Source organism: Planktothrix serta PCC 8927 (assembly GCF_900010725.2).
Classification (GTDB): Bacteria; Cyanobacteriota; Cyanobacteriia; order Cyanobacteriales; family Microcoleaceae; genus Planktothrix; species Planktothrix serta.
The window spans coordinates 117,358-135,227 of record NZ_LR734879.1 but is presented as its reverse complement, the minus strand read 5'-3'; the positions used below and the strand labels follow the sequence as shown (position 1 = coordinate 135,227).

Sequence of the window (17,870 nt, the reverse complement as noted above, 5' to 3'; positions counted from 1 at the left end):
CCAAAATTCCTCCATCAGTTTTGAACAGCTACAGGTTGTCGCCAACAACAGGATATCTGGGTAAACTCCAGACCCTAACTTAACCGCCTGTCTCACTCGTTGAATTGGGACTTGTATTAAGCTCTTGAAGTTGTTTTTCAGCTTGTTGTTTGGCTTGAGTTGCTTCCCGATAATCAGGACGATATTGTAACGCTTTTTGATAGGAAGAAATCGCCTCTGGATATTGGTTTAAGTTTACAAAAGCATTCCCCCGACTATACCAAGATTCAGCATGATTGGTGTTTTGATAAATCGCCTCATCATAGGATGCGATCGCCTCTTGATAACGACCTAAATTATATAAAGAATTCCCAATATTATACCACATTAAATGATCATTTTTGTTAATTTCCAACGCCTTATTATAAGCTGTAATTGCTTCTTCATAACGTTGAAGTTGATGGAGTGACCACCCTAAACTATACCAAGCTTGATAATAGTTGGGTTGAATTTTAACCGCCTGTCGAAAGGACTCAATTGCTTCTTTTTCCTTGTCTTTTTTCAATAAAGCATTACCCCGACTATACCAAGCTTGATAAAAATTAGGATTAAAACGAACCGCCTTATCGTAAGATTCTAGGGCGTCTCCATAGCGTTTCATTTGCATTAAAACATTTCCTCGATTATACCAGGCATTCGGATCATTGATTTTAACTTCTACCGCTTGATCATAAGCTTTAAAAGCTTGTTCATAATCTTCTAAATCATGATAAGCTTTTCCGGTTTTATATAAAGCTTCAAAGGAAGAAGGAAACCGATCTAAAACCTCTTTATAGGCTTGAATTGCTTCTTCATAACGTTTGAAACTGAGTAAAACATTCCCTTTTCCTAACCCAGCATCTATCGCATCGGGATTTTGTTTAATTGCTTGTTCAAAAGCGGTTAAAGCATCAGGATAGTTTTGTAAAGCGTTGAGAACTTTCCCTCGACCTATCCAAGCTTCCGTATAATTCGGGTCAATTTGAATGGCTTTATCATAAGCTTCTTGAGCTTGGGAATATTGTTCTAACTGATAGAGAATTTGACCTTTATCCTTCCAGGCTTCTTTATAAGTTGGCATTAAATTAAGAGCTTGATCATACCGTTTTAAAGCCTCTGGATAACGGTTTAATCGATATAAAGTATTGCCTTGATGATGGAGTCCTATTGCATTAGAAGACTGTAGAGATTGCCATAAATATATTCCGGTTCCCGTCCCTAACCCAATTAACCCTAATATTGACAGAATTATCCCATAAATTTTAGGTTTTGAAGGTTGAATTTTTAACGGTCTAAGCCAAAGAGGAATAGCTGGAATTGTTGCCATAGTGGGTTGATTTAGGCTTTTAATTGCCTCTAAAGCTTCCGTTGCTGAACTATATCGTTGTCGAAAATCATAGCGTACCATTTTATTGATCACTTCAGCAAATTCTGGACTCACAATCGCTTGATTTTGCCAAATCATTTCCTCGGTATCAGGGTCACTTGGTAATTGATGGGGCGCAATTCCAGTTAAGGCTTGAATTCCAATCATTCCTACTGCATAAACATCACTACTGGGTTTCGGATTTCCCCTCGCTTGTTCACTGGGCATATAACCCGGTGTTCCAATTCCCACACTCAAACAACTTTGTCCGGGAGAATTCAACATTTGAGTCGTAATTTGTTTAACCGCTCCAAAATCAATTAAGACTAATTGATTATCTTTTTTACGACGAATTAAATTTTTAGGACTAATATCTCGATGAATTACATTCTGTTTATGGACAAAATCTAATATTTTTAAAATATCTTGCAACAGAATAATAGTTTCCGCTTCATTAAATCGTCCTTTTAGGGGATTTGGGATAACTTGAGTTACACTAGAATGAATCGATGGTTGTTGAGGCGGTTGGGTGGAAGGAATAGAAAAAGCCGGAATTAATTCTTGACTTAAATCATGACCTTCTATAAACTCTTGAACGAGATAAAATTCTTGATCTTCTTCAAAAAAAGCAAACAATTGGGGAATTTGTTCGTGATATCCTAAACGATATAAAACCTGAGCTTCTGTTTCAAATAAACGCCGTGCAATTTGTAACGTTGTTGGGTTCGTGGCGTGGGGTTTTAGTTGTTTAACCACACATTGATGGCGATCTGGAAGTTGACGATCTTCCGCGAGATAGGTACGCGCAAATCCTCCACCCCCTAATGATTGTAGAATGTGATACCGTCCGCCCAGTGTAGTTCCCAGCATATCCTGATAATTTTGATTGCGGATGTTGAGCGTTGAGTTACGCCTGGGTTTATTTTAACTGACAGTTGGGGGTAGAGACTTAAAATTTTGCCTCTCTACCCTAAAACTGTCTCCAGAATCACAATTTCTTAAGCAGAAACCGCCTTAATAATTTCATCATCCGTCGAAAAATCAACTTCCGCTTGATCGAGTCCTCTGGCTAAATAATCATTTTGAAAAGAATCTTTTAAACCAGAAACTAAATCAAATTCAGGTTTCCAGTTTAAATCTTCTATCGCTTTATGAACATCGGCAAAAAAGTGTTGAACTCGCATCGGAAATGCTTTACGTTTGCCAAAATCAAACTGTTTGGGATCGTAATGAATTAGTTGAATAGAATCTAAGGATTTTCCCGCAGCAACAGCACAAGCTTTAGCTAAACCATCAAAGGTAACATAACGTTCTCCTGAGATATTATATACTTGACCTAGGGCTTTTTCATTTCCTAAAACGGCTGCCATTGCTGTTGCTAAATCTTGAACATGACCTAATTGGGTGAGATGAAATCCATTACCGGGAATAGGAATCGGACGACCCGCAACAATGCGATCAAAAAACCATGATTCTAAGGGATTATAATTTAACGGCCCATAAATATAAGTAGGGCGAATTGATGTCCAGGGTAAATTTTCTGCTTGTAAATAACTCTCGGTTTCGTATTTGCCTAAATGACGACTTTTGGGATCAGTAGCATCTCCTTCAATATGAGGCATTTGATCAGACTTTAAATAAACTCCGGCTGAACTCATATACACAAAATGTTTCACCCGATCTTTGAATAAATCGGCTAAAGGTTTGGTATCATTAAGTTCTCGTCCGTTATTATCAAAAATGGCATCAAATTCTTCATGGGCTAATTTATCTTGAATTTGGTTAGAATCAGTGCGATCGCCATGAATTTGTTGAATTCCTTCAATAGGTGCAGGTTTTTTTCCTCGATTAAATAGAACAACATCATGCCCTTTTTCAACTAAAAGTTTCGTTAAATAAACTCCGATAAATCGGGTTCCGCCCATGATTAAAATTCGCATTTCTATCCCCTAAAAAAGTTTAATTCTGACCAACACCACAACAGGCAATTCTCATCCTGGTGTGTTTCTATTCACTTTGGGTTATTAATTACCCTATTTAATATTCATATCAAATAAGGGTACAGTCGTCAACTGATTGAAGGGGGTTGAGTCCGTAATTTGTTACTGAGAATCAAGTGATTGATCAAGTCAAACCTGGGGAGAAACGGCATGATGAGGGGAATCAAGCTGCGCCGGAATTTCAGATTTGGATGAAAAAAAGATTTGATAAACAATACCGGGTAATACCGATAGGAAGATCATGATTGCTGTGAATAACCCGACATAATATAAACGTTTCATATTAAATTTTAGTAAAGGGTTTATTGAGTTAATTTGGCTATAGTATGCCTAAAATCCTCTACTTTTTCCTCATCCTAGTGACTGAATTCTTTAGATAGAGTTTAGGCGTTTTGAACTGACGTACAGCGTCATCAGTCAGTTCCGTCCCAAACTCTACAGTCCCAAAAACAGCGATTAATAAATATAAATTGCTCCGGTATCTTGGATATTAATCGCATTATCTCCCGCCACACCCGCCGCCGTTTTTATAGTAACATTAACGACATTATCCTGCACATCAATTCTATAATCGAGAACAGCAGCCCTCGTTATAGAATTAATCACAATATGAGAATTTTTCGGGACATTATTAATCGTATAACTGCCACTAGGAGCAATTTGGGTGTTAGTTTTTCCGGTCGTTAATCCAGTTTCTAAATTATATCCAGTTTGATTCAAAATCGTAACGGTTACAGGTTGATTGGGATTAATTCTTGCTACAGGTTGCCAAGCCCCCGGCGTATAGGTTTGGGCAGGAGTTCCTTGAATTACTGGAATATCCACAGCATCTTGAGCTTGGACAGAGGATAAGGATAAAAAAATACTCCCGATACTGAAACAACCTGTTAATAAAAAGCTAGGAAAAAGATTAAGAAATTTGATCATAAATTTAACCTTGTGTTGAATAAGATGGCTATTGATTAAGAGACTACTCATTTAATCATATCAATTTCTGCTCGACAGTAACCGGAAGTTGAAGCAACGATACATTTAAACGACCAATTGAGTAGAGACGTGCCATGGCGCGTCTCCAGAAGGGGATAGCAGATTTAAACACTTCCCTATCGTTAGAAAGATGCTGAGTAGTTCAATTTATGCTATTTTTGTAAAGATGAAAAATTAATAAAAAATTGTGATGTTATTTCAGCGTTCCAGTGGGATTTTACTTCATCCGACCTCATTTCCTAGTCAACATGGAATTGGAGATCTGGGAAAATCAGCTTATGAATTTATTGATTTTTTAAAGCGGAGTGGTCATAAATTTTGGCAAATCCTACCCTTGGGGCCAACAACAGATGAACATTCTCCTTATATTATGAATTATAGTACCTTTGCGGGTAATCCTTTAATGATTAATTTAGAACAATTAGCCCAAGAAGGATTATTAAAAGCTGAAGAAATTATTCCCTTAGAAGAAGAAGACCGAAATCAAGTTAAGTTTGACAAAGTTATTCCTCACAAAACCATCTATCTCCAAAAAGCTTACACTAGCTTTAAAAAACAATTCGATCATCAACCCCCTGCCGAATTTGAAATTTTTTGCCAAAAAAACGCTTCTTGGTTAAACGATTATGCCTTATTTATGGCTTTATTAGATGCGAATGAAAGCAAAGCCTGGAATTATTGGGAACCTGCCTTAGCCCATCGAGATCCTAATGCCTTAAACGCTAAAATAGAAGAACTACAACAACCTATATTATATCATAAATTCCTGCAATTTATCTTTTTTAAACAATGGGAAGAATTGCGTCGCTATGCCAATCAACAAGGGATTAAAATTATTGGCGATATTTCTATTTATGTTTGCCATAATAGTGTTGAAGTTTGGGCAAATCCCGATCTATTTCAACTGCATCCTGAAACCTTAGAACCCTTGTATATTGCCGGAGTTCCCCCCGATTTTTTTAGTGAAACGGGACAACTTTGGGGGAATCCGATTTATAATTGGGAGGAAATGCAAAAAACAAAATTTGCTTGGTGGATTGAACGATTTAAAACTACGCTGCAATATGCAGATTATGTCCGCATTGATCATTTTCGAGCCTTTGAAGCTTATTGGAGTGTTCCGGGAGGCGACAAAAATGCAATGAATGGAGAATGGATTAAAGCGCCGGGTTATGAATTTTTTGATTTACTTCAACAAGAACTGGGAAATTTACCTGTTTTAGCGGAAGATTTAGGAATTATTACTCCCGAAGTTGAACAATTACGAGATCATTACCATTTTCCGGGGATGAAAATCTTACAATTTGGCTTTGGAGGGGATGCTAATAGTGTGCATCTTCCCCATAATTATGTTCAAAATTGTTTAGTTTATACGGGAACTCATGATAATGATACGGCGTTGGGATGGTGGGAAACTGCAAGTGCAAAAGAAAAACAACATTTAGCAGAATATTTAGGGTATTCTTCCCCAGATGACATCACAAATATTAACTGGGTGATGATTCGTTTAGCCTTAAGTTCTGTTGCTAGTTTAGCCATTATTCCCCTACAAGATATGTTAAATTTAGGGCATAGTGCCAGAATGAATGATCCCAGTCATAACGATGGAAATTGGCGTTGGCGTTATCAAAGTTCTGAGTTATTAACTGAAGAATTAAGCCATCAGTTGTTAAAGTTAAATCAACTATATGGTCGATGAAAGTAGGTCTGGGGTGTAGGTAGTTCACCTACACCCGTCTTGAATTAATTTTATCCAGAGTTTTTGTCAAGTTTTCTATACTGATTTCAAATCCACTATCCACCTGTTTACCGACCACAAAAGCATATTGAATTCCTAAGCAATCTGATCGACCTTTATAGACATTATTAAATCGATAAGGCGGTTGTAATGTGAGAATAACGCCATCTTCTGCTACTGTAAATAATCCATTTGCTAATTGGCTTCCTTCAACCCCAACAATAATTTTTGCCCCTAAAGTTTGACGCACAATTTCCCGTGCGGGGGTGTTTTCTGGGTCAATAATAGTAAAGCCTTGATTTCTCAGAAATTCAGCAATTTCATCCTCATTTAATAGATATCTTTGAATACCTGACTTTCCCCGCAATAACATCACACCGGGACGGACTGAAGGCGAATATAGCTGTTTTAATTTAGCTCGGATATATTGATATCGTTCGCGTTTAAATTGATTTTGTCCATAATCTTCAATAATGATCAATTCCTTAAATTTAGCGTGGTTAACAGGAGTGGAATTAATCTCAAACAGATGGCTATATTCAATTTGATTAGGACTAAGTTTCTGATCTGTTCTGATGGCTGTTGCTAATTCCCGCGCCGCCAAATTCAAAATAACATCATCGGTCATCCAATGACCAAAATAAAGGTTTCCACAAAAGGTACAAGCCAGCGCTGCTTCAGAAATATACTCTGTTTCACTTTGATTAAACCACGATTCTTTTGTCGTTGTCAAAGGGAATTTCATGGCTCCTTTATAAATATATCCCCTGTGAATTTGTACATCACTTAGTCGATAAGCTGTTGTTGCTGCGTGTTGAGTTATTCCCCCTTGTATTCGTTGCAATTCATTTGCATAGGTTGTTTCTATGGGAACACCTGTCACCTTATCAAGTTCTCCAGGTAAATAGATTGCAGGTGGAGAAATTAAACTCTGACCCGGAGAAAGAGTCCATTGCTTGTCAGATAAATCTTTATAGCTTTTTCGTCCGTTTAAAAGACGCAATCCACGCTGTTTTAAGAGAGCTAAATTGATCATATTATCTCGATGAAATACTGTTGTTTAATATCTTTAACCCTGGGGTAAGTTTCAGGTTTTAATCAGGAATCAGAGCGTTATTTTAGTCTAGCATAACTCCCCTTAAGAAACAAAGTCTTCTCTAATAGCTGCTATTTCTTGAATATGAGCAATCCTTCTTTGAAATGTTTTTTCAAATGTATGTTGTTTGGCAAATTCAAGAGATTGATAAGATTCAGCAACTATTGCTTCCCGATTTTGATTTAACTCGGCAATTTTTCCAGCCAATAAATCCGGTCGATTCATCTTCACAAACCAACCCGCCTGGGAGTGGTGAACAACCCCAACAAAAGCTTCATTGTCATATCCCACAATGGGAACGCCACAACTCATCGTTTCTAAATAGGTGCAAGAAGGATCACCTTGGCGATGACAACAGATAAATAAATCCACATTTTTTTGAACAAAAGGAACCAATTCTGTTTTAAATTCCAGAACCCCTAGCATTTTAATAGAATCAGAAAGTCCCCTCAGTTCAATTTGCTGTTGCATTGTTTCTTTCAATTCACCATCGCCACAAATAAACATCTCGAATTTAACCCCAAGCTTTTTAAGATTTTCAGCAACTAAGATTAAGTGATCTGCACCTTTCATTTTAATTAAACGTCCAGAAAAGAGTAAACGCAGAGGTTTTTTTTCTAGACATTGATCGGTTCTTGTCGCTAAATTAGCAGGGCTAACTATCATATCTTCTGTAATTCGAGTATCAAAATAAAGGCAAGGATTGGGGGTAATTTTTTGATAAGCTTTGTAAGTTGGAACACCATTACACTGAACTCCATTAGCGATGGCGATCGCTTTTCGTTGTTTAAACTCTTGCAAAATTTGCCAAACATATCTTCTCAGCCTTAGAATCGGATTTTGAGTCGTCGCATTGATAATTTGCATTCGGGTTTTTAAGCTGTATTCAGTAATATAAATACAGGGAATATTATGGGATTTACAAACTTTACTGATCTGATTGTGTCTAAAGCTGGTACTGCTCAGAAAAACCGAATTTTCGTGTAATTCTTGACGTTCGGGTATAGAATCAAAGTTAATAATTTCTATGTCAAAAGGTAATTCATCAACATTAATTAATCTATTGTCAAGATTTTTATTTAAACCCTCATCTTCCTCAATGAGGACTACTATGGAGCCTGGCCAATACTTTTGATACTCAAAAACACCATCGATAAATTTTTGAGTGATGATCATTTGATGGTTTGATGCTTTTTTGACTTTTAAACCAGGAAGTAAGACCAACTTTAAGGATTTCATCGTTCTGTTTCCTCATTTCCTAACTTTATTTTATTTTTTTAACCTTTATAGAAATACCAGATTGTACCTCTACAAAGGTTAAAAAAATCGCTTTAATCCTAGCCTTAATTGCGATTACAACCGTTTTAAAACCATTAGCGATCGCTCAGTTACCGTAATGGGTTTATCCAAGGTATAACGAATATCATCTTTAACAAAACGAGATTGATTCGTATCAATTATAACTTGCCATTCTCGATTTGCCATGGCTTCAGGGAGAAAGAAATCTAGGGGTTCATAATGAGCATTGAACAGGATATAAAAACTATCATCAATAATGCGTTCTCCCCGTTCTCCTGGTGTGAGAATTTCTTCACCATTTAAAAATACACCAATAGCTTTAGCAAATCCCATGTTCCATTGTTCCTCAGTCATCACACCGCCATCGGGGTTAAACCATCCCAAATCGGTCACTCCTGAACCATAAATTGCCCGACCTTGGAACCATTTCCGACGGCGAAAAACCGGATGTTGACGACGGAAATAAATCAATTGACGGGTAAAGTCTAATAAAGAAGAATTTTCTTCTTGTAAATTCCAATCTAGCCAAGAAATTTCATTATCTTGACAATAAGGATTATTATTCCCTTGTTGCGATCGCCCAATTTCATCTCCACTTAACATCATCGGAACCCCTTGAGATAACATCAAAGTGGTTAAAAAATTCCGTCGTTGACGGTTGCGAAGTTTCAACACATCAGGGTTATCTGTAGGGCCTTCTTCTCCACAATTCCAAGAGCTATTATGATGATCCCCATCTTGGTTATTTTCTCCATTAGCTTCATTATGTTTATAGTTGTAACTGACTAAATCATTCAACGTAAATCCATCATGAGCCGTGATAAAATTAATACTCGCATTGGGACGGCGACCATTAAACTGATATAAATCTGAACTTCCTGTAAAACGATAGGCAAATTCTGCTAAAGTTTGGTCTTCTCCTCGCCAGAAATTGCGGGCATTATCTCGATATTTTCCGTTCCATTCTGACCATAATAAGGGGAATTCACCAACTTGATATCCTCCTTCTCCAATATCCCAAGGTTCAGCAATTAATTTCACGTCAGATAACACCGGATCTTGATGAATAATATCAAAAAATGCGGCTAATCGATCCACAGCATAAAGTTCCCGTGCTAAAGCCGAAGCTAAATCAAATCGGAACCCATCGACGTGCATTTCTAACACCCAATACCGCAAACTATCCATAATCAATTTCAACACTTGCGGATGGCGAACATTCAGGGAATTTCCACAGCCTGTAAAATCCATATAATAGCGAGGATCTTCATCCACTAAACGGTAATAAGCTGCGTTATCAATGCCTTTTAAAGATAGCGTCGGCCCTAAATGATTGCCTTCTCCGGTATGGTTATAAACCACATCTAAAATGACTTCAATTCCCCCTTGATGAAGGGCTTTAACCATTTGTTTAAATTCCGTTACTTGTTGCCCTAATGTGCCACTGGAACTATAACCCGAATAGGGGGCAAAATAGTTAATGGAATCATAGCCCCAATAATTTTTTAAGCCTTTATCCACTAAATAGCCGGGATAGGCTAAATAATGATGTACAGGCATTAATTCTATGGCTGTTATTCCAATAGATTGTAAATAAGAAATACTGGCGGGATGTCCGACTCCTGCATAGGTTCCGCGTAAGGGTTCAGGAATGTCAGGATTTAGTTTAGTAAACCCTTTGACATGAGCTTCATAAATAATGGTTTCATGGGAAGGAATGCGTAAAAGTTGATCTTTTCCCCAATCAAAAGCTTCATTAATTACAACGGATTTCGGGACTAAATGAGCATCATCTTCTTCAGAATAGGAAAAATCTTGATCGGGGTGTTCTGCAATATAACCTAACGTTTCTATTCCCCCTTGAATATCCCCATCAATAGCTTTAGCATAGGGATCAATTAATAGTTTATTAGGGTTAAAACGATGACCTTCATGAAGTTTATAGGAGCCGTGTACTCGAAAACCATAGCGTTGACCTGGCCCTACACTGGGTACATAACCATGCCAAATAAAATTACTAACTTCTGTTAAAAATAAACGAGTTTCTTTTCCTTTTTGATCAAACAAACAGAGTTCAACAGCCGTCGCATTTTCGGAAAATAAAGCAAAGTTTGTTCCTTTTCCATCCCAATGAGAACCTAATGGATAAGGTTTACCCGGCCATAAAGGAATATACATAGCGTTGACTCCAGGGGAGAGGGTTTAATAATGTTACATCCCCATGTTAGAGGAATGAAGAATACTACTTTCAAAATCAAATCCTATCCAGTTTTATCAGGAATCAGCATATCCCTAAAGGTAGATTTTTTTAATTTTATTATTAATTTTTCTACTTGATGTTGCTACACTATTATTTTTACTACCTAAGACGATATTTCTTCAGAAGGTAAAAATTTAACCTGTAAAAACATAATTCCTGCCCCTAAAATGGCAATACTTAATCCTGCTAAAAATGAACGTAAAATTCCGGTTCCACCTTGCCAAGGAATAATAAAAATCAAGCCTGCGGCTAAAATTAAACTGCTCCACCAACACCCAATAATTAAGATAATTTTTAAAAAAGAAATTGAAGGATCAATTTTTTTGACAACAAGACCCATGAAACAACCGCCAATTAAACCCGCAATGGTAAAATTAATTAATTGACGAATTGAACCTAATGTAAAGGAATCTAAATGTAACTGATTAAAAGCCAGATCATATTCATTAATATAAGCACTAAGTTGTACTCCAATTGCGAAGGCGATCGCCCACATTAAGGCAATAATAACGACACGAATTCCACTTAAAGACGGGATAACTTTTTTCAAACCCCATCCCACACTTAATCCCCCAATTAATCCACAAGCTGCACCAACAAGAATCCGTTCTTGCAGTAATTCGGAGGTTAAGATATCCACAGTAGGAACATAGCGGGCAATATCCCATAAATCGAGCAAAAGTCCCACTGACCAAAATAAACTAATGATTAAAAGATTGAGTATCATTTTAATAGAAATCAAAGGGTTTAAAGTTTATAGCAGTCACAAAACTAGGGTATTTAATAATGTAGCAAACCTAAAAGATTATGGTGAAGTTTCTTTTATTTCTGTTCCCCGTTCCCTGTTCCCTGTTCCCTAACTTTCTGATATTGATAGGAACGATTTTCAGCCCCCCAAACTTGTTTACCTTTCGCATCAAACCCTCGATCTTGAGTTTCCATTCCCTTTTGATCTAACTTAATCGTATTCGTGACTTTAACCGCTCCCTTAAAATTAGTAACACATCCTCCCGGTTGCGTTTCACCTAAATATTGAGTTCCGACAGGTTTTAAAAATACACGACAATTAAGATTATCAATTTCTTGAGAATTAACCACCCGTTCTGATAGCGGTTTTTCACACAAACCAATCCAATTTTTAGGGTTAATGGGTTTAAAACTAACGGACTCCACACTGTTTCCCTCAGAACTTGGTATAATTTCTAAAAATCTCTGACGATAGGGTTTTGATAAATCACGAGTTAAGGCCTGTTCTTGATAGAGAAAAACCCCGTTAGAATGTTGAACAGAACCATCTGTATTGTTCAATTTCACCTCACAAGTCGTCATCCGAACACTGGGCGCATCAGGAATCGCTTTAGCCTGTGCTGAAGTCTCCATTACCCCTGTCAAATAAGATGCCACTTCCTGAACTTGACCAGACATCGGATCAGGTTGAGTCACACATCCACCGAAAATAATAGCAACCCCTAGAATAGAAATGGGAGATAATTTAATCATCGGAACATCCAAACCGTAGTAAGCCCTTCAGGGCTTCAAAACATTGTAAATCCACTTTCTAACATTACCTTGTAAATTATTATTATGCCCACTTACACCGGAATTTCTAGCGAAGCCTTTCGTCATCCCCTTGATCAAGAAGCAGAAGCTGCTTTACGCAGTGTTCCTGGCTTTGATTTAATTGCCAGTAAATTTGTAGAATTTGTCTATGAACGGCCTCAATATGTTTACTTAATGGGCAATAGTATACAAGTTGGGCCGAGACAATATGCGAGTATTTATCATCTATTTCGAGAATGTGTGCGAGATTTAGATATTTATCCTGAACCCGGTTTATTTGTCTCTCAAAATCCCCAAGTTAATAGTTTTGCTCTGGGACAAGAACACCCTTATATTATTCTGAATACAGGTCTTTTAGACTTAGTAGATGAAGCAGAATTACGAGCGGTTTTAGCCCATGAATTAGGCCATATTAAATGCGGTCATCCAATTTTAAATCAGATGGCAATTTGGGCAATGGGTGTAGCTTCAATGATCGGAGAAATGACCTTTGGATTAGGAAATTTAGTCAGTAGTGGTTTAATTTATGCCTTTTATGAATGGCGTAGAAAAGCCGAATTATCCGCAGACCGGGCGGCATTATTAGTGACAGATGATCTTAAATGTGTGATGAAATCCATGATGGAATTAGCGGGAGTCAGTACAAAATATGCTCAAGAATGTAGTTTAGATGAATTTATTCGTCAGTCAGAACAATATCGAGATTTAGATCAAGATGGTTTAAATCAAGTCTATAAATTTTTATTGTATAATGGCGGTCAAAGCATGATGTTAAGTCATCCCTTTCCCGTTGAACGGATTCAATATTTACGAGAATGGGCTGATTCTGCGGAATATCGAAAAATTCGCTCCGGTCAATATCAACGAGCAACCGCCGAAGGTTCAGTGAATGTTAAAGCCGAAAAATCTCAAGATGAAGTCGATGATTTACGTCGCCAAATTGAGGAGTTACAAAATCAAATTAATCGGATGAAATCTAAATAATATTCTCAAGAAACCAAAATTCAAGAAACCGGGTTTCTGTATTAATCTAGCTTTAATATCATTAACTCTGGGAGAGAAACCCGGTTTCTGGGCCCGATGGCAAGAAACCAATGTCTAATAAATCCGTCATCACAAAACATAAAGTCAGTAATTTTTTTGCTACACTCAAGGCATTATGCTAGTTTGTAATCCAGATGAACACGATCTCAATCTCTATTTCAGATGAGCGCCTTCTCAAATTACAACAAGTTGCCAACGAACTGAATCTGTCGATAGAAGAGTTAGTCTTAATAGGGATAGAAAACTTTCTCGCACGGGGAGAATTTTCTTCACCAAATACTGCTAAAAATAGCCTTAACAACAATGCTGAAATTTCCACAGAGGTAGTTGAAAAATTTTATGCACTAGCCTCCGATTGGGAGAAAGAGGTTTCTGGACTGTCTTCAACTGCTCAAATGTCTGAGCATCCAGCCTATCAGGAAATTATTAATATGGGAACTAAAATAGTGCCGATTTTGCTATTAGAACTCAAAAATAATCCGCTTTACTGGTTATCAGCGTTGACTGCAATTACGGGTGAAAATCCGATTAAATCAGAACAAAGGGGTCGGGTAAAACAGATGGCATCAGCTTGGATAGAGTGGGGTAAAAATCAAGGTTACGCGATCGAAGATAATGTATAGAAGACCAGAACTTGAAGTTAAGTGGCAAAATTTATCTCGCACGGATTATCAAGTTACCAGCCCCAAATCTCAAGAATATAACTGCTTTGCATGGGCGGCGGCGGAAAATGATCGTTGGTGGCAACCGATACCTGGAGAGCAATTTTATTGGCCAGAAGGTGTGCCGCAAGAGGAGACGATAGCAGCCTATATTCAGGCTTATAAAACACTGGGATATGAAATTTGTCAGGGCGATGGATTAGAAGTTGGATATGAGAAAATAGCGATATATATTGACTCAAGCGGTATTCCAACTCATGCAGCTAGACAATTAGCAAATGGTAAGTGGACGAGTAAGCTGGGCTGGTTGGAAGATATTGAACACGAACTGGATGGATTGACGGGGGATAGGTACGGAGTTGTCGCTCAAATTCTCAAACGTGCAGTAAATTAGGGAAGGGCGATCGCATCTTCTAAATAAAAATTATTGCCCCTAATAAAAAAGGAGCGATACCAGCACATTTATTCATTAATTAGAGTTCGGCTAATACTATTGGTAAGTAGTTAAATTTTTAGCGGCGATCGCACTACATCTATTTGTGCTAACATTAAAGAGATTAAACATTAACTATTAAGAGTCTTTTACTATAATGTCTAAGAAATCTGTCATCACAGAACATATTGAAATCACCTCTGGGGTACTTGGTGGTAAACCGTGCATTTCAGGTCATCGAATTGCTGTAGCACACATCGCCGAAATGTATCTCAAAATGGGAATTTCTATAGAAGAAATCGCAGGTAAGTATGATTTGCCTCTAGCCTCTGTTCATGCAGCAATGACTTATTATTACGATCATAGAGAAGAAATTGATCGCCGCACGGCTGAAAGTCGAGCTAGGGTAGAAGAATTAAAGCGCAATAGTCCACCCTCTCCGTTACAAGAAAAATTGATCCTAATTAGGAGGTGAGGAGGAGTTATAATGAAACTACCCAATGGTAATCAGGCTGAAATTTCTCTGCAAAAGCTGGTCGGCTACTGCTTAAATCAAGAGCATTCGAGTGGCAAACACAAAGCCAGAGTCTTTGCGTCGGTTTTGGGAATCACCACTAACAATGCAGAGGTTTTGCGAGAGCTTATTCAAAAAGCAGCTATTGAAGGTGAAGTTATCCAACAAAATATTACTGATTTTGGGCAACAGTTTAAAGTTGATTGGACTGTACCCAATACAGCAGGGATTCAACTTCGGACAATTTGGGAAATTACTTCAACTAATTCTAATCCTCGTTTGATTTCAGCTTTCCTTAAACTATGACAAAACACCTTAAACTTTTCGATTCTGTTGCTATTCTCAAGCCTATTTCAAATACACGGTTAACGCTAGTGGAACCGGAATACGAATCTGTACCTAGTTTACCAGTAGGACTTGTAGGAACTATTGTTGAAGTGTATGATACGGAAAAGGAATGTCGGTATTTAGTGGAGTTTGCTGATAGTCAAGGGATTGAATATGCTATGGCTATTTTAAAAGCAGATGAAATTTTAGTTCTGCAATATGAACTAGCTGTTGCTTAGAAACGTAAGAGGAATAGAAGTTAGAGAGAAGCGATCGCGCTTTGGGAAAGAAAGAGCGATCGCATTTATTTTTGTAATTACGCTATCATTTAACGTGCAGTTTCAGCTTGAATTTCTCGAATAATCGTGGATATTTCTTCTTCTGAATCAAGATGTCTGGCTAGAACTTGAGCCGTTGTATCCAACAGGCGTTCTGAAAAGGCTTTAGTTAAGTCTGTCCGTAAGCCTTGTCCTATATAAAACTTCAGCAACGCTTCTACAGACATATCTCGAATTGTCGCTATTTTTGTCAGTGATTCTAAAGTATCTATTGGGACTTCAATCGAGACTGTTTCCGTGATCCGAGGCCGCAATTGCAATTTTATTTCTGCTTCAGGATTGTTCATATAATTTCCTTTCAGTGCGGGTAGCAGGACGGGAAGAAATGATGCGGATTCGCAGACTACGTTTTACATAAACTACGAGTAATAGGCGTTGAGAAAGGGAATAACCCAGTATAAAATCGCGGGGTTCTTCACTGCCAGTAGCGTCTCCCTCCTGATAGAATGGATCGAAGAAAACTTCTGCGGCTTCTTCAAAGCTAACGCCATGTTTTTCTAGGTTGCTCTCGGCTTTGTTTGTGTCCTATTCAAAGTCAATACCTTGTAGTCTGTACACACTATCCATACTTCAATATTAACATTATTTAGAGAAAAGCGAAAGTATCAGCGAAACTAGGTTTTTCTTTCTTCCAGAAATTAAATTCAGAACGCGATCGCACTTTTGGAAAAAACGCGATCGCATCTTCCAAATAAAGAGCGATCGCACCTTTTGTTATTTGGGAAAATAAGGGCGATCGCCCCTTAAAGGAGTTTCAGTGCTACACTAGAATTACAGTATTGTCTGGTGGCAATTGTGTCATACCCTACTTGCAGGAGGAAAATACATGGTAACTACGCTCGAAATTGACAAAACTCTTCTTCAAGAAGCTCTTGATTTGAGTAACCATTCAACACCTACTACATTAATTGAAGCAGCTTTACGCGAGTATATTCAACGTCGTAAACAACTAAAAATATTGGAATTGTTTGGTGCTATTGACTACGATGAAGATTATAACTACAAGCAACAGCGACAAACCTTATGAATGTTCTTGTTGATAGTTCCGTTTGGTCGCTGGCATTGCGGCGGAACACAACAAATGATGCGATCGTGATCGTTAATGTTCTGCGCGATTTGATTGTAGATGGACGAGTTGTTTTACTAGGGGCTATTCGTCAGGAGGTGCTTTCTGGGGTGCGCTATAAGGAACAGTTTGTTCGTTTGCAAGAGTATCTTCGAGCTTTTCCTGATTTAGAGCTAACAACTGAAGATTATGAGTTAGCCGCAGAGTTTTTCAATACCTGTCGCACTAAAGGCGTTCAGGGTTCAAATACTGATTTTCTGCTATGTGCCGTTGCTCATCGTCGCGGCTACAGCATTTTCACTACTGATAAAGATTTTGAGAATTTCCGATCGCACATTCCTGTCATATTGCTATGAGTTTGTAACGGGTAAAAGCTTGATATGAGGCGATCGCACTTTCGGAAAATAAGCGCGATCGCATCTTGTAAAAAAAGAGCGATCGCACTTTTTGTTATTTGGGAAAAAATGGCGATCGCTGTCAATTTTTACTCTCGAATGCGAATTCTGTAAACTTCTACCAGTAGTAATTTACCTCGATAATGCTCCTCACTATCGTGCAATGATAAGTATTCTGTTAGCCTTGCCATCAACTGAGGAATAATTTCCGGGTGATTTCTCAGTTGAATAGAAATGATTCCTTGATATGAACTTGGCGGATAAGTCACAATATCTGCGAAGTCTCCATTGAGAGAAACAAGTATGGCATTTAATTCCTGAGCTTTGGCAATGACAATAATATCTGGAGATTCAATTGGAATGTAATCTCCCAATACAAAAACTTCATGTTCGGTATCACGAAGGATTGAAATAATAGACTTAGGAACACATTGATCGATGAACAATCTTAAACCCATTAGGCAACTGTTTCAAAATCTGATAAATCACGAGCATAATCAAGACAAGCAGCTATCTGTTCTTTGACAATATCTGGAAACTCGTCCATGATTTGTTCGACAGTGTTATTTGATGCTAAATATCCTAAAATCAGACTAACGGGAATTCTAGTTCCTTTGATTCTTGGTTTACCTCGCAGTACATCGGGGGTACTAACGATATGTTCTCTCCAGTTTACAGGCATAACTTGTCTTTTGATGAATCTGATCAGTTATATGATCGGATATGACAACTTATATTTTAACTTAAGGAATGACGATCGCACCTTT

The 17,870-nt window shown here is 37.8% G+C and carries 21 protein-coding genes and 1 pseudogene; 9 read left to right on the top strand and 13 right to left on the bottom strand.

The window, feature by feature from the left end:
- Window positions 1-79: 79 nt before the first annotated feature.
- The 4 genes from PL8927_RS21785 to PL8927_RS21770 all read right to left on the bottom strand — a co-directional run bounded on the left by PL8927_RS21785 (window position 80) and on the right by PL8927_RS21770 (window position 4,311).
- Window positions 80-2,254, bottom strand: a complete 2,175-nt coding sequence (locus PL8927_RS21785) for a serine/threonine-protein kinase (protein WP_083625557.1) — start codon at window positions 2,252-2,254, stop codon at window positions 80-82.
- Window positions 2,255-2,382: 128 nt separating this feature from the next.
- Window positions 2,383-3,324, bottom strand: a complete 942-nt coding sequence (locus PL8927_RS21780; protein WP_083625556.1) for an NAD-dependent epimerase/dehydratase family protein — start codon at window positions 3,322-3,324, stop codon at window positions 2,383-2,385.
- 189 nt (window positions 3,325-3,513) lie between these two features.
- The gene (locus tag PL8927_RS21775) at window positions 3,514-3,666 is read right to left on the bottom strand and encodes a hypothetical protein (protein ID WP_156093281.1); all 153 of its coding nucleotides are present in this window, start codon (window positions 3,664-3,666) and stop codon (window positions 3,514-3,516) included.
- Between the two features lie 174 nt (window positions 3,667-3,840).
- Window positions 3,841-4,311 (bottom strand): hypothetical protein, encoded by a 471-nt coding sequence (locus PL8927_RS21770; RefSeq protein WP_156093280.1) that lies wholly within the window; start codon window positions 4,309-4,311, stop codon window positions 3,841-3,843.
- Window positions 4,312-4,561: 250 nt separating this feature from the next.
- Here PL8927_RS21770 and malQ point away from each other — a divergent pair, with 250 nt between their 5' ends.
- Window positions 4,562-6,070, top strand: a complete 1,509-nt coding sequence (gene malQ / locus PL8927_RS21765) for a 4-alpha-glucanotransferase (protein WP_083625554.1) — start codon at window positions 4,562-4,564, stop codon at window positions 6,068-6,070.
- Window positions 6,071-6,098: 28 nt separating this feature from the next.
- On the opposite strand, the gene PL8927_RS21760 is transcribed toward malQ, so the two are convergent.
- From PL8927_RS21760 to PL8927_RS21740, 5 genes are all read right to left on the bottom strand, one after another.
- Entirely contained in the window at window positions 6,099-7,145 is a 1,047-nt protein-coding gene (locus PL8927_RS21760) for a glycosyltransferase 61 family protein (RefSeq protein WP_083625553.1), read from the bottom strand.
- A gap of 102 nt (window positions 7,146-7,247) precedes the next feature.
- Window positions 7,248-8,444 (bottom strand): glycosyltransferase, encoded by a 1,197-nt coding sequence (locus PL8927_RS21755; RefSeq protein WP_083625552.1) that lies wholly within the window; start codon window positions 8,442-8,444, stop codon window positions 7,248-7,250.
- A gap of 114 nt (window positions 8,445-8,558) precedes the next feature.
- Complete coding sequence (gene glgX, locus PL8927_RS21750) at window positions 8,559-10,682, bottom strand: glycogen debranching protein GlgX (protein WP_083625551.1); 2,124 nt, start codon at window positions 10,680-10,682, stop codon at window positions 8,559-8,561.
- A 185-nt stretch (window positions 10,683-10,867) separates the two neighbouring features.
- Window positions 10,868-11,491, bottom strand: a complete 624-nt coding sequence (locus PL8927_RS21745) for a hypothetical protein (RefSeq protein ID WP_083625550.1) — start codon at window positions 11,489-11,491, stop codon at window positions 10,868-10,870.
- A gap of 95 nt (window positions 11,492-11,586) precedes the next feature.
- Entirely contained in the window at window positions 11,587-12,264 is a 678-nt protein-coding gene (locus tag PL8927_RS21740; RefSeq protein WP_083625549.1) for a chromophore lyase CpcT/CpeT, read from the bottom strand.
- A gap of 84 nt (window positions 12,265-12,348) precedes the next feature.
- Here PL8927_RS21740 and PL8927_RS21735 point away from each other — a divergent pair, with 84 nt between their 5' ends.
- The 6 genes from PL8927_RS21735 to PL8927_RS21710 all read left to right on the top strand — a co-directional run bounded on the left by PL8927_RS21735 (window position 12,349) and on the right by PL8927_RS21710 (window position 15,543).
- Window positions 12,349-13,308 carry a M48 family metallopeptidase gene (locus tag PL8927_RS21735; RefSeq protein WP_083625548.1) on the top strand — a complete coding sequence of 320 codons (960 nt, stop codon included), beginning with the start codon at window positions 12,349-12,351 and terminating at the stop codon, window positions 13,306-13,308.
- A 194-nt stretch (window positions 13,309-13,502) separates the two neighbouring features.
- Window positions 13,503-13,991, top strand: coding sequence for a hypothetical protein (locus PL8927_RS21730; RefSeq protein WP_083625547.1), 489 nt, complete (start codon window positions 13,503-13,505; stop codon window positions 13,989-13,991).
- Window positions 13,984-14,424 carry a DUF7689 domain-containing protein gene (locus PL8927_RS21725; protein WP_083625546.1) on the top strand — a complete coding sequence of 147 codons (441 nt, stop codon included), beginning with the start codon at window positions 13,984-13,986 and terminating at the stop codon, window positions 14,422-14,424. The genes PL8927_RS21730 and PL8927_RS21725 overlap by 8 nt, the downstream gene beginning before the upstream one ends.
- A gap of 196 nt (window positions 14,425-14,620) precedes the next feature.
- On the top strand, window positions 14,621-14,938 hold the full coding sequence (locus PL8927_RS21720; protein ID WP_083625545.1) for a DUF433 domain-containing protein: 318 nt from the start codon (window positions 14,621-14,623) through the stop codon (window positions 14,936-14,938).
- 12 nt (window positions 14,939-14,950) lie between these two features.
- Window positions 14,951-15,283, top strand: coding sequence for a DUF6883 domain-containing protein (locus PL8927_RS21715; protein WP_083625544.1), 333 nt, complete (start codon window positions 14,951-14,953; stop codon window positions 15,281-15,283).
- Entirely contained in the window at window positions 15,280-15,543 is a 264-nt protein-coding gene (locus PL8927_RS21710; RefSeq protein WP_083625543.1) for a DUF4926 domain-containing protein, read from the top strand. Before PL8927_RS21715 ends, PL8927_RS21710 begins: the two co-directional genes overlap by 4 nt.
- A gap of 89 nt (window positions 15,544-15,632) precedes the next feature.
- Here the strand turns inward: PL8927_RS21710 and PL8927_RS21705 are convergent, their stop codons facing one another.
- Window positions 15,633-15,929: a hypothetical protein gene (locus tag PL8927_RS21705; RefSeq protein ID WP_083625542.1), complete on the bottom strand. Its 297-nt coding sequence runs from the start codon at window positions 15,927-15,929 to the stop codon at window positions 15,633-15,635.
- Window positions 15,916-16,155, bottom strand: a pseudogene (locus PL8927_RS28640) (BrnT family toxin); the annotation flags it as partial. The pseudogene PL8927_RS28640 and the gene PL8927_RS21705, both read right to left, overlap by 14 nt.
- Window positions 16,156-16,468: 313 nt before the next feature.
- Here PL8927_RS28640 and PL8927_RS21695 point away from each other — a divergent pair.
- A complete protein-coding gene (locus PL8927_RS21695) occupies window positions 16,469-16,669 on the top strand; it encodes a type II toxin-antitoxin system VapB family antitoxin (protein ID WP_083625541.1) in 201 nt (66 codons plus the stop codon).
- Window positions 16,666-17,064, top strand: coding sequence for a type II toxin-antitoxin system VapC family toxin (gene vapC, locus PL8927_RS21690; protein WP_083625540.1), 399 nt, complete (start codon window positions 16,666-16,668; stop codon window positions 17,062-17,064). The genes PL8927_RS21695 and vapC overlap by 4 nt, the downstream gene beginning before the upstream one ends.
- Before the next feature lie 128 nt (window positions 17,065-17,192).
- On the opposite strand, the gene PL8927_RS21685 is transcribed toward vapC, so the two are convergent.
- Both PL8927_RS21685 and PL8927_RS21680 read right to left on the bottom strand, forming a co-directional pair.
- Window positions 17,193-17,561, bottom strand: coding sequence for a DUF5615 family PIN-like protein (locus tag PL8927_RS21685; protein WP_083625539.1), 369 nt, complete (start codon window positions 17,559-17,561; stop codon window positions 17,193-17,195).
- A complete protein-coding gene (locus PL8927_RS21680; protein WP_026794260.1) occupies window positions 17,561-17,785 on the bottom strand; it encodes a DUF433 domain-containing protein in 225 nt (74 codons plus the stop codon). Before PL8927_RS21680 ends, PL8927_RS21685 begins: the two co-directional genes overlap by 1 nt.
- Window positions 17,786-17,870 lie beyond the last annotated feature (85 nt).

Excerpts from the sequence above, each read along its gene's own strand:
- PL8927_RS21705 (WP_083625542.1), bottom strand. The coding sequence starts at position 15,929 with ATGAACAATCCTGAAGCAGAAATAAAATTGCAATTGCGGCCTCGGATC.
- PL8927_RS21740 (WP_083625549.1), bottom strand. The coding sequence starts at position 12,264 with ATGATTAAATTATCTCCCATTTCTATTCTAGGGGTTGCTATTATTTTC.
- glgX (WP_083625551.1), bottom strand. The coding sequence starts at position 10,682 with ATGTATATTCCTTTATGGCCGGGTAAACCTTATCCATTAGGTTCTCAT.
- PL8927_RS21680 (WP_026794260.1), bottom strand. The coding sequence starts at position 17,785 with ATGCCTGTAAACTGGAGAGAACATATCGTTAGTACCCCCGATGTACTG.
- PL8927_RS21720 (WP_083625545.1), top strand. The coding sequence starts at position 14,621 with ATGTCTAAGAAATCTGTCATCACAGAACATATTGAAATCACCTCTGGG.
- PL8927_RS21725 (WP_083625546.1), top strand. The coding sequence starts at position 13,984 with ATGTATAGAAGACCAGAACTTGAAGTTAAGTGGCAAAATTTATCTCGC.
- PL8927_RS21745 (WP_083625550.1), bottom strand. The coding sequence starts at position 11,491 with ATGATACTCAATCTTTTAATCATTAGTTTATTTTGGTCAGTGGGACTT.
- PL8927_RS21780 (WP_083625556.1), bottom strand. The coding sequence starts at position 3,324 with ATGCGAATTTTAATCATGGGCGGAACCCGATTTATCGGAGTTTATTTA.
- PL8927_RS21785 (WP_083625557.1), bottom strand. The coding sequence starts at position 2,254 with ATGCTGGGAACTACACTGGGCGGACGGTATCACATTCTACAATCATTA.
- PL8927_RS21735 (WP_083625548.1), top strand. The coding sequence starts at position 12,349 with ATGCCCACTTACACCGGAATTTCTAGCGAAGCCTTTCGTCATCCCCTT.
- PL8927_RS21715 (WP_083625544.1), top strand. The coding sequence starts at position 14,951 with ATGAAACTACCCAATGGTAATCAGGCTGAAATTTCTCTGCAAAAGCTG.
- PL8927_RS21770 (WP_156093280.1), bottom strand. The coding sequence starts at position 4,311 with ATGATCAAATTTCTTAATCTTTTTCCTAGCTTTTTATTAACAGGTTGT.
- PL8927_RS21695 (WP_083625541.1), top strand. The coding sequence starts at position 16,469 with ATGGTAACTACGCTCGAAATTGACAAAACTCTTCTTCAAGAAGCTCTT.
- PL8927_RS21775 (WP_156093281.1), bottom strand. The coding sequence starts at position 3,666 with ATGAAACGTTTATATTATGTCGGGTTATTCACAGCAATCATGATCTTC.
- PL8927_RS21685 (WP_083625539.1), bottom strand. The coding sequence starts at position 17,561 with ATGGGTTTAAGATTGTTCATCGATCAATGTGTTCCTAAGTCTATTATT.
- PL8927_RS21760 (WP_083625553.1), bottom strand. The coding sequence starts at position 7,145 with ATGATCAATTTAGCTCTCTTAAAACAGCGTGGATTGCGTCTTTTAAAC.
- PL8927_RS21710 (WP_083625543.1), top strand. The coding sequence starts at position 15,280 with ATGACAAAACACCTTAAACTTTTCGATTCTGTTGCTATTCTCAAGCCT.
- malQ (WP_083625554.1), top strand. The coding sequence starts at position 4,562 with ATGTTATTTCAGCGTTCCAGTGGGATTTTACTTCATCCGACCTCATTT.
- PL8927_RS21730 (WP_083625547.1), top strand. The coding sequence starts at position 13,503 with ATGAACACGATCTCAATCTCTATTTCAGATGAGCGCCTTCTCAAATTA.
- PL8927_RS21755 (WP_083625552.1), bottom strand. The coding sequence starts at position 8,444 with ATGAAATCCTTAAAGTTGGTCTTACTTCCTGGTTTAAAAGTCAAAAAA.
- vapC (WP_083625540.1), top strand. The coding sequence starts at position 16,666 with ATGAATGTTCTTGTTGATAGTTCCGTTTGGTCGCTGGCATTGCGGCGG.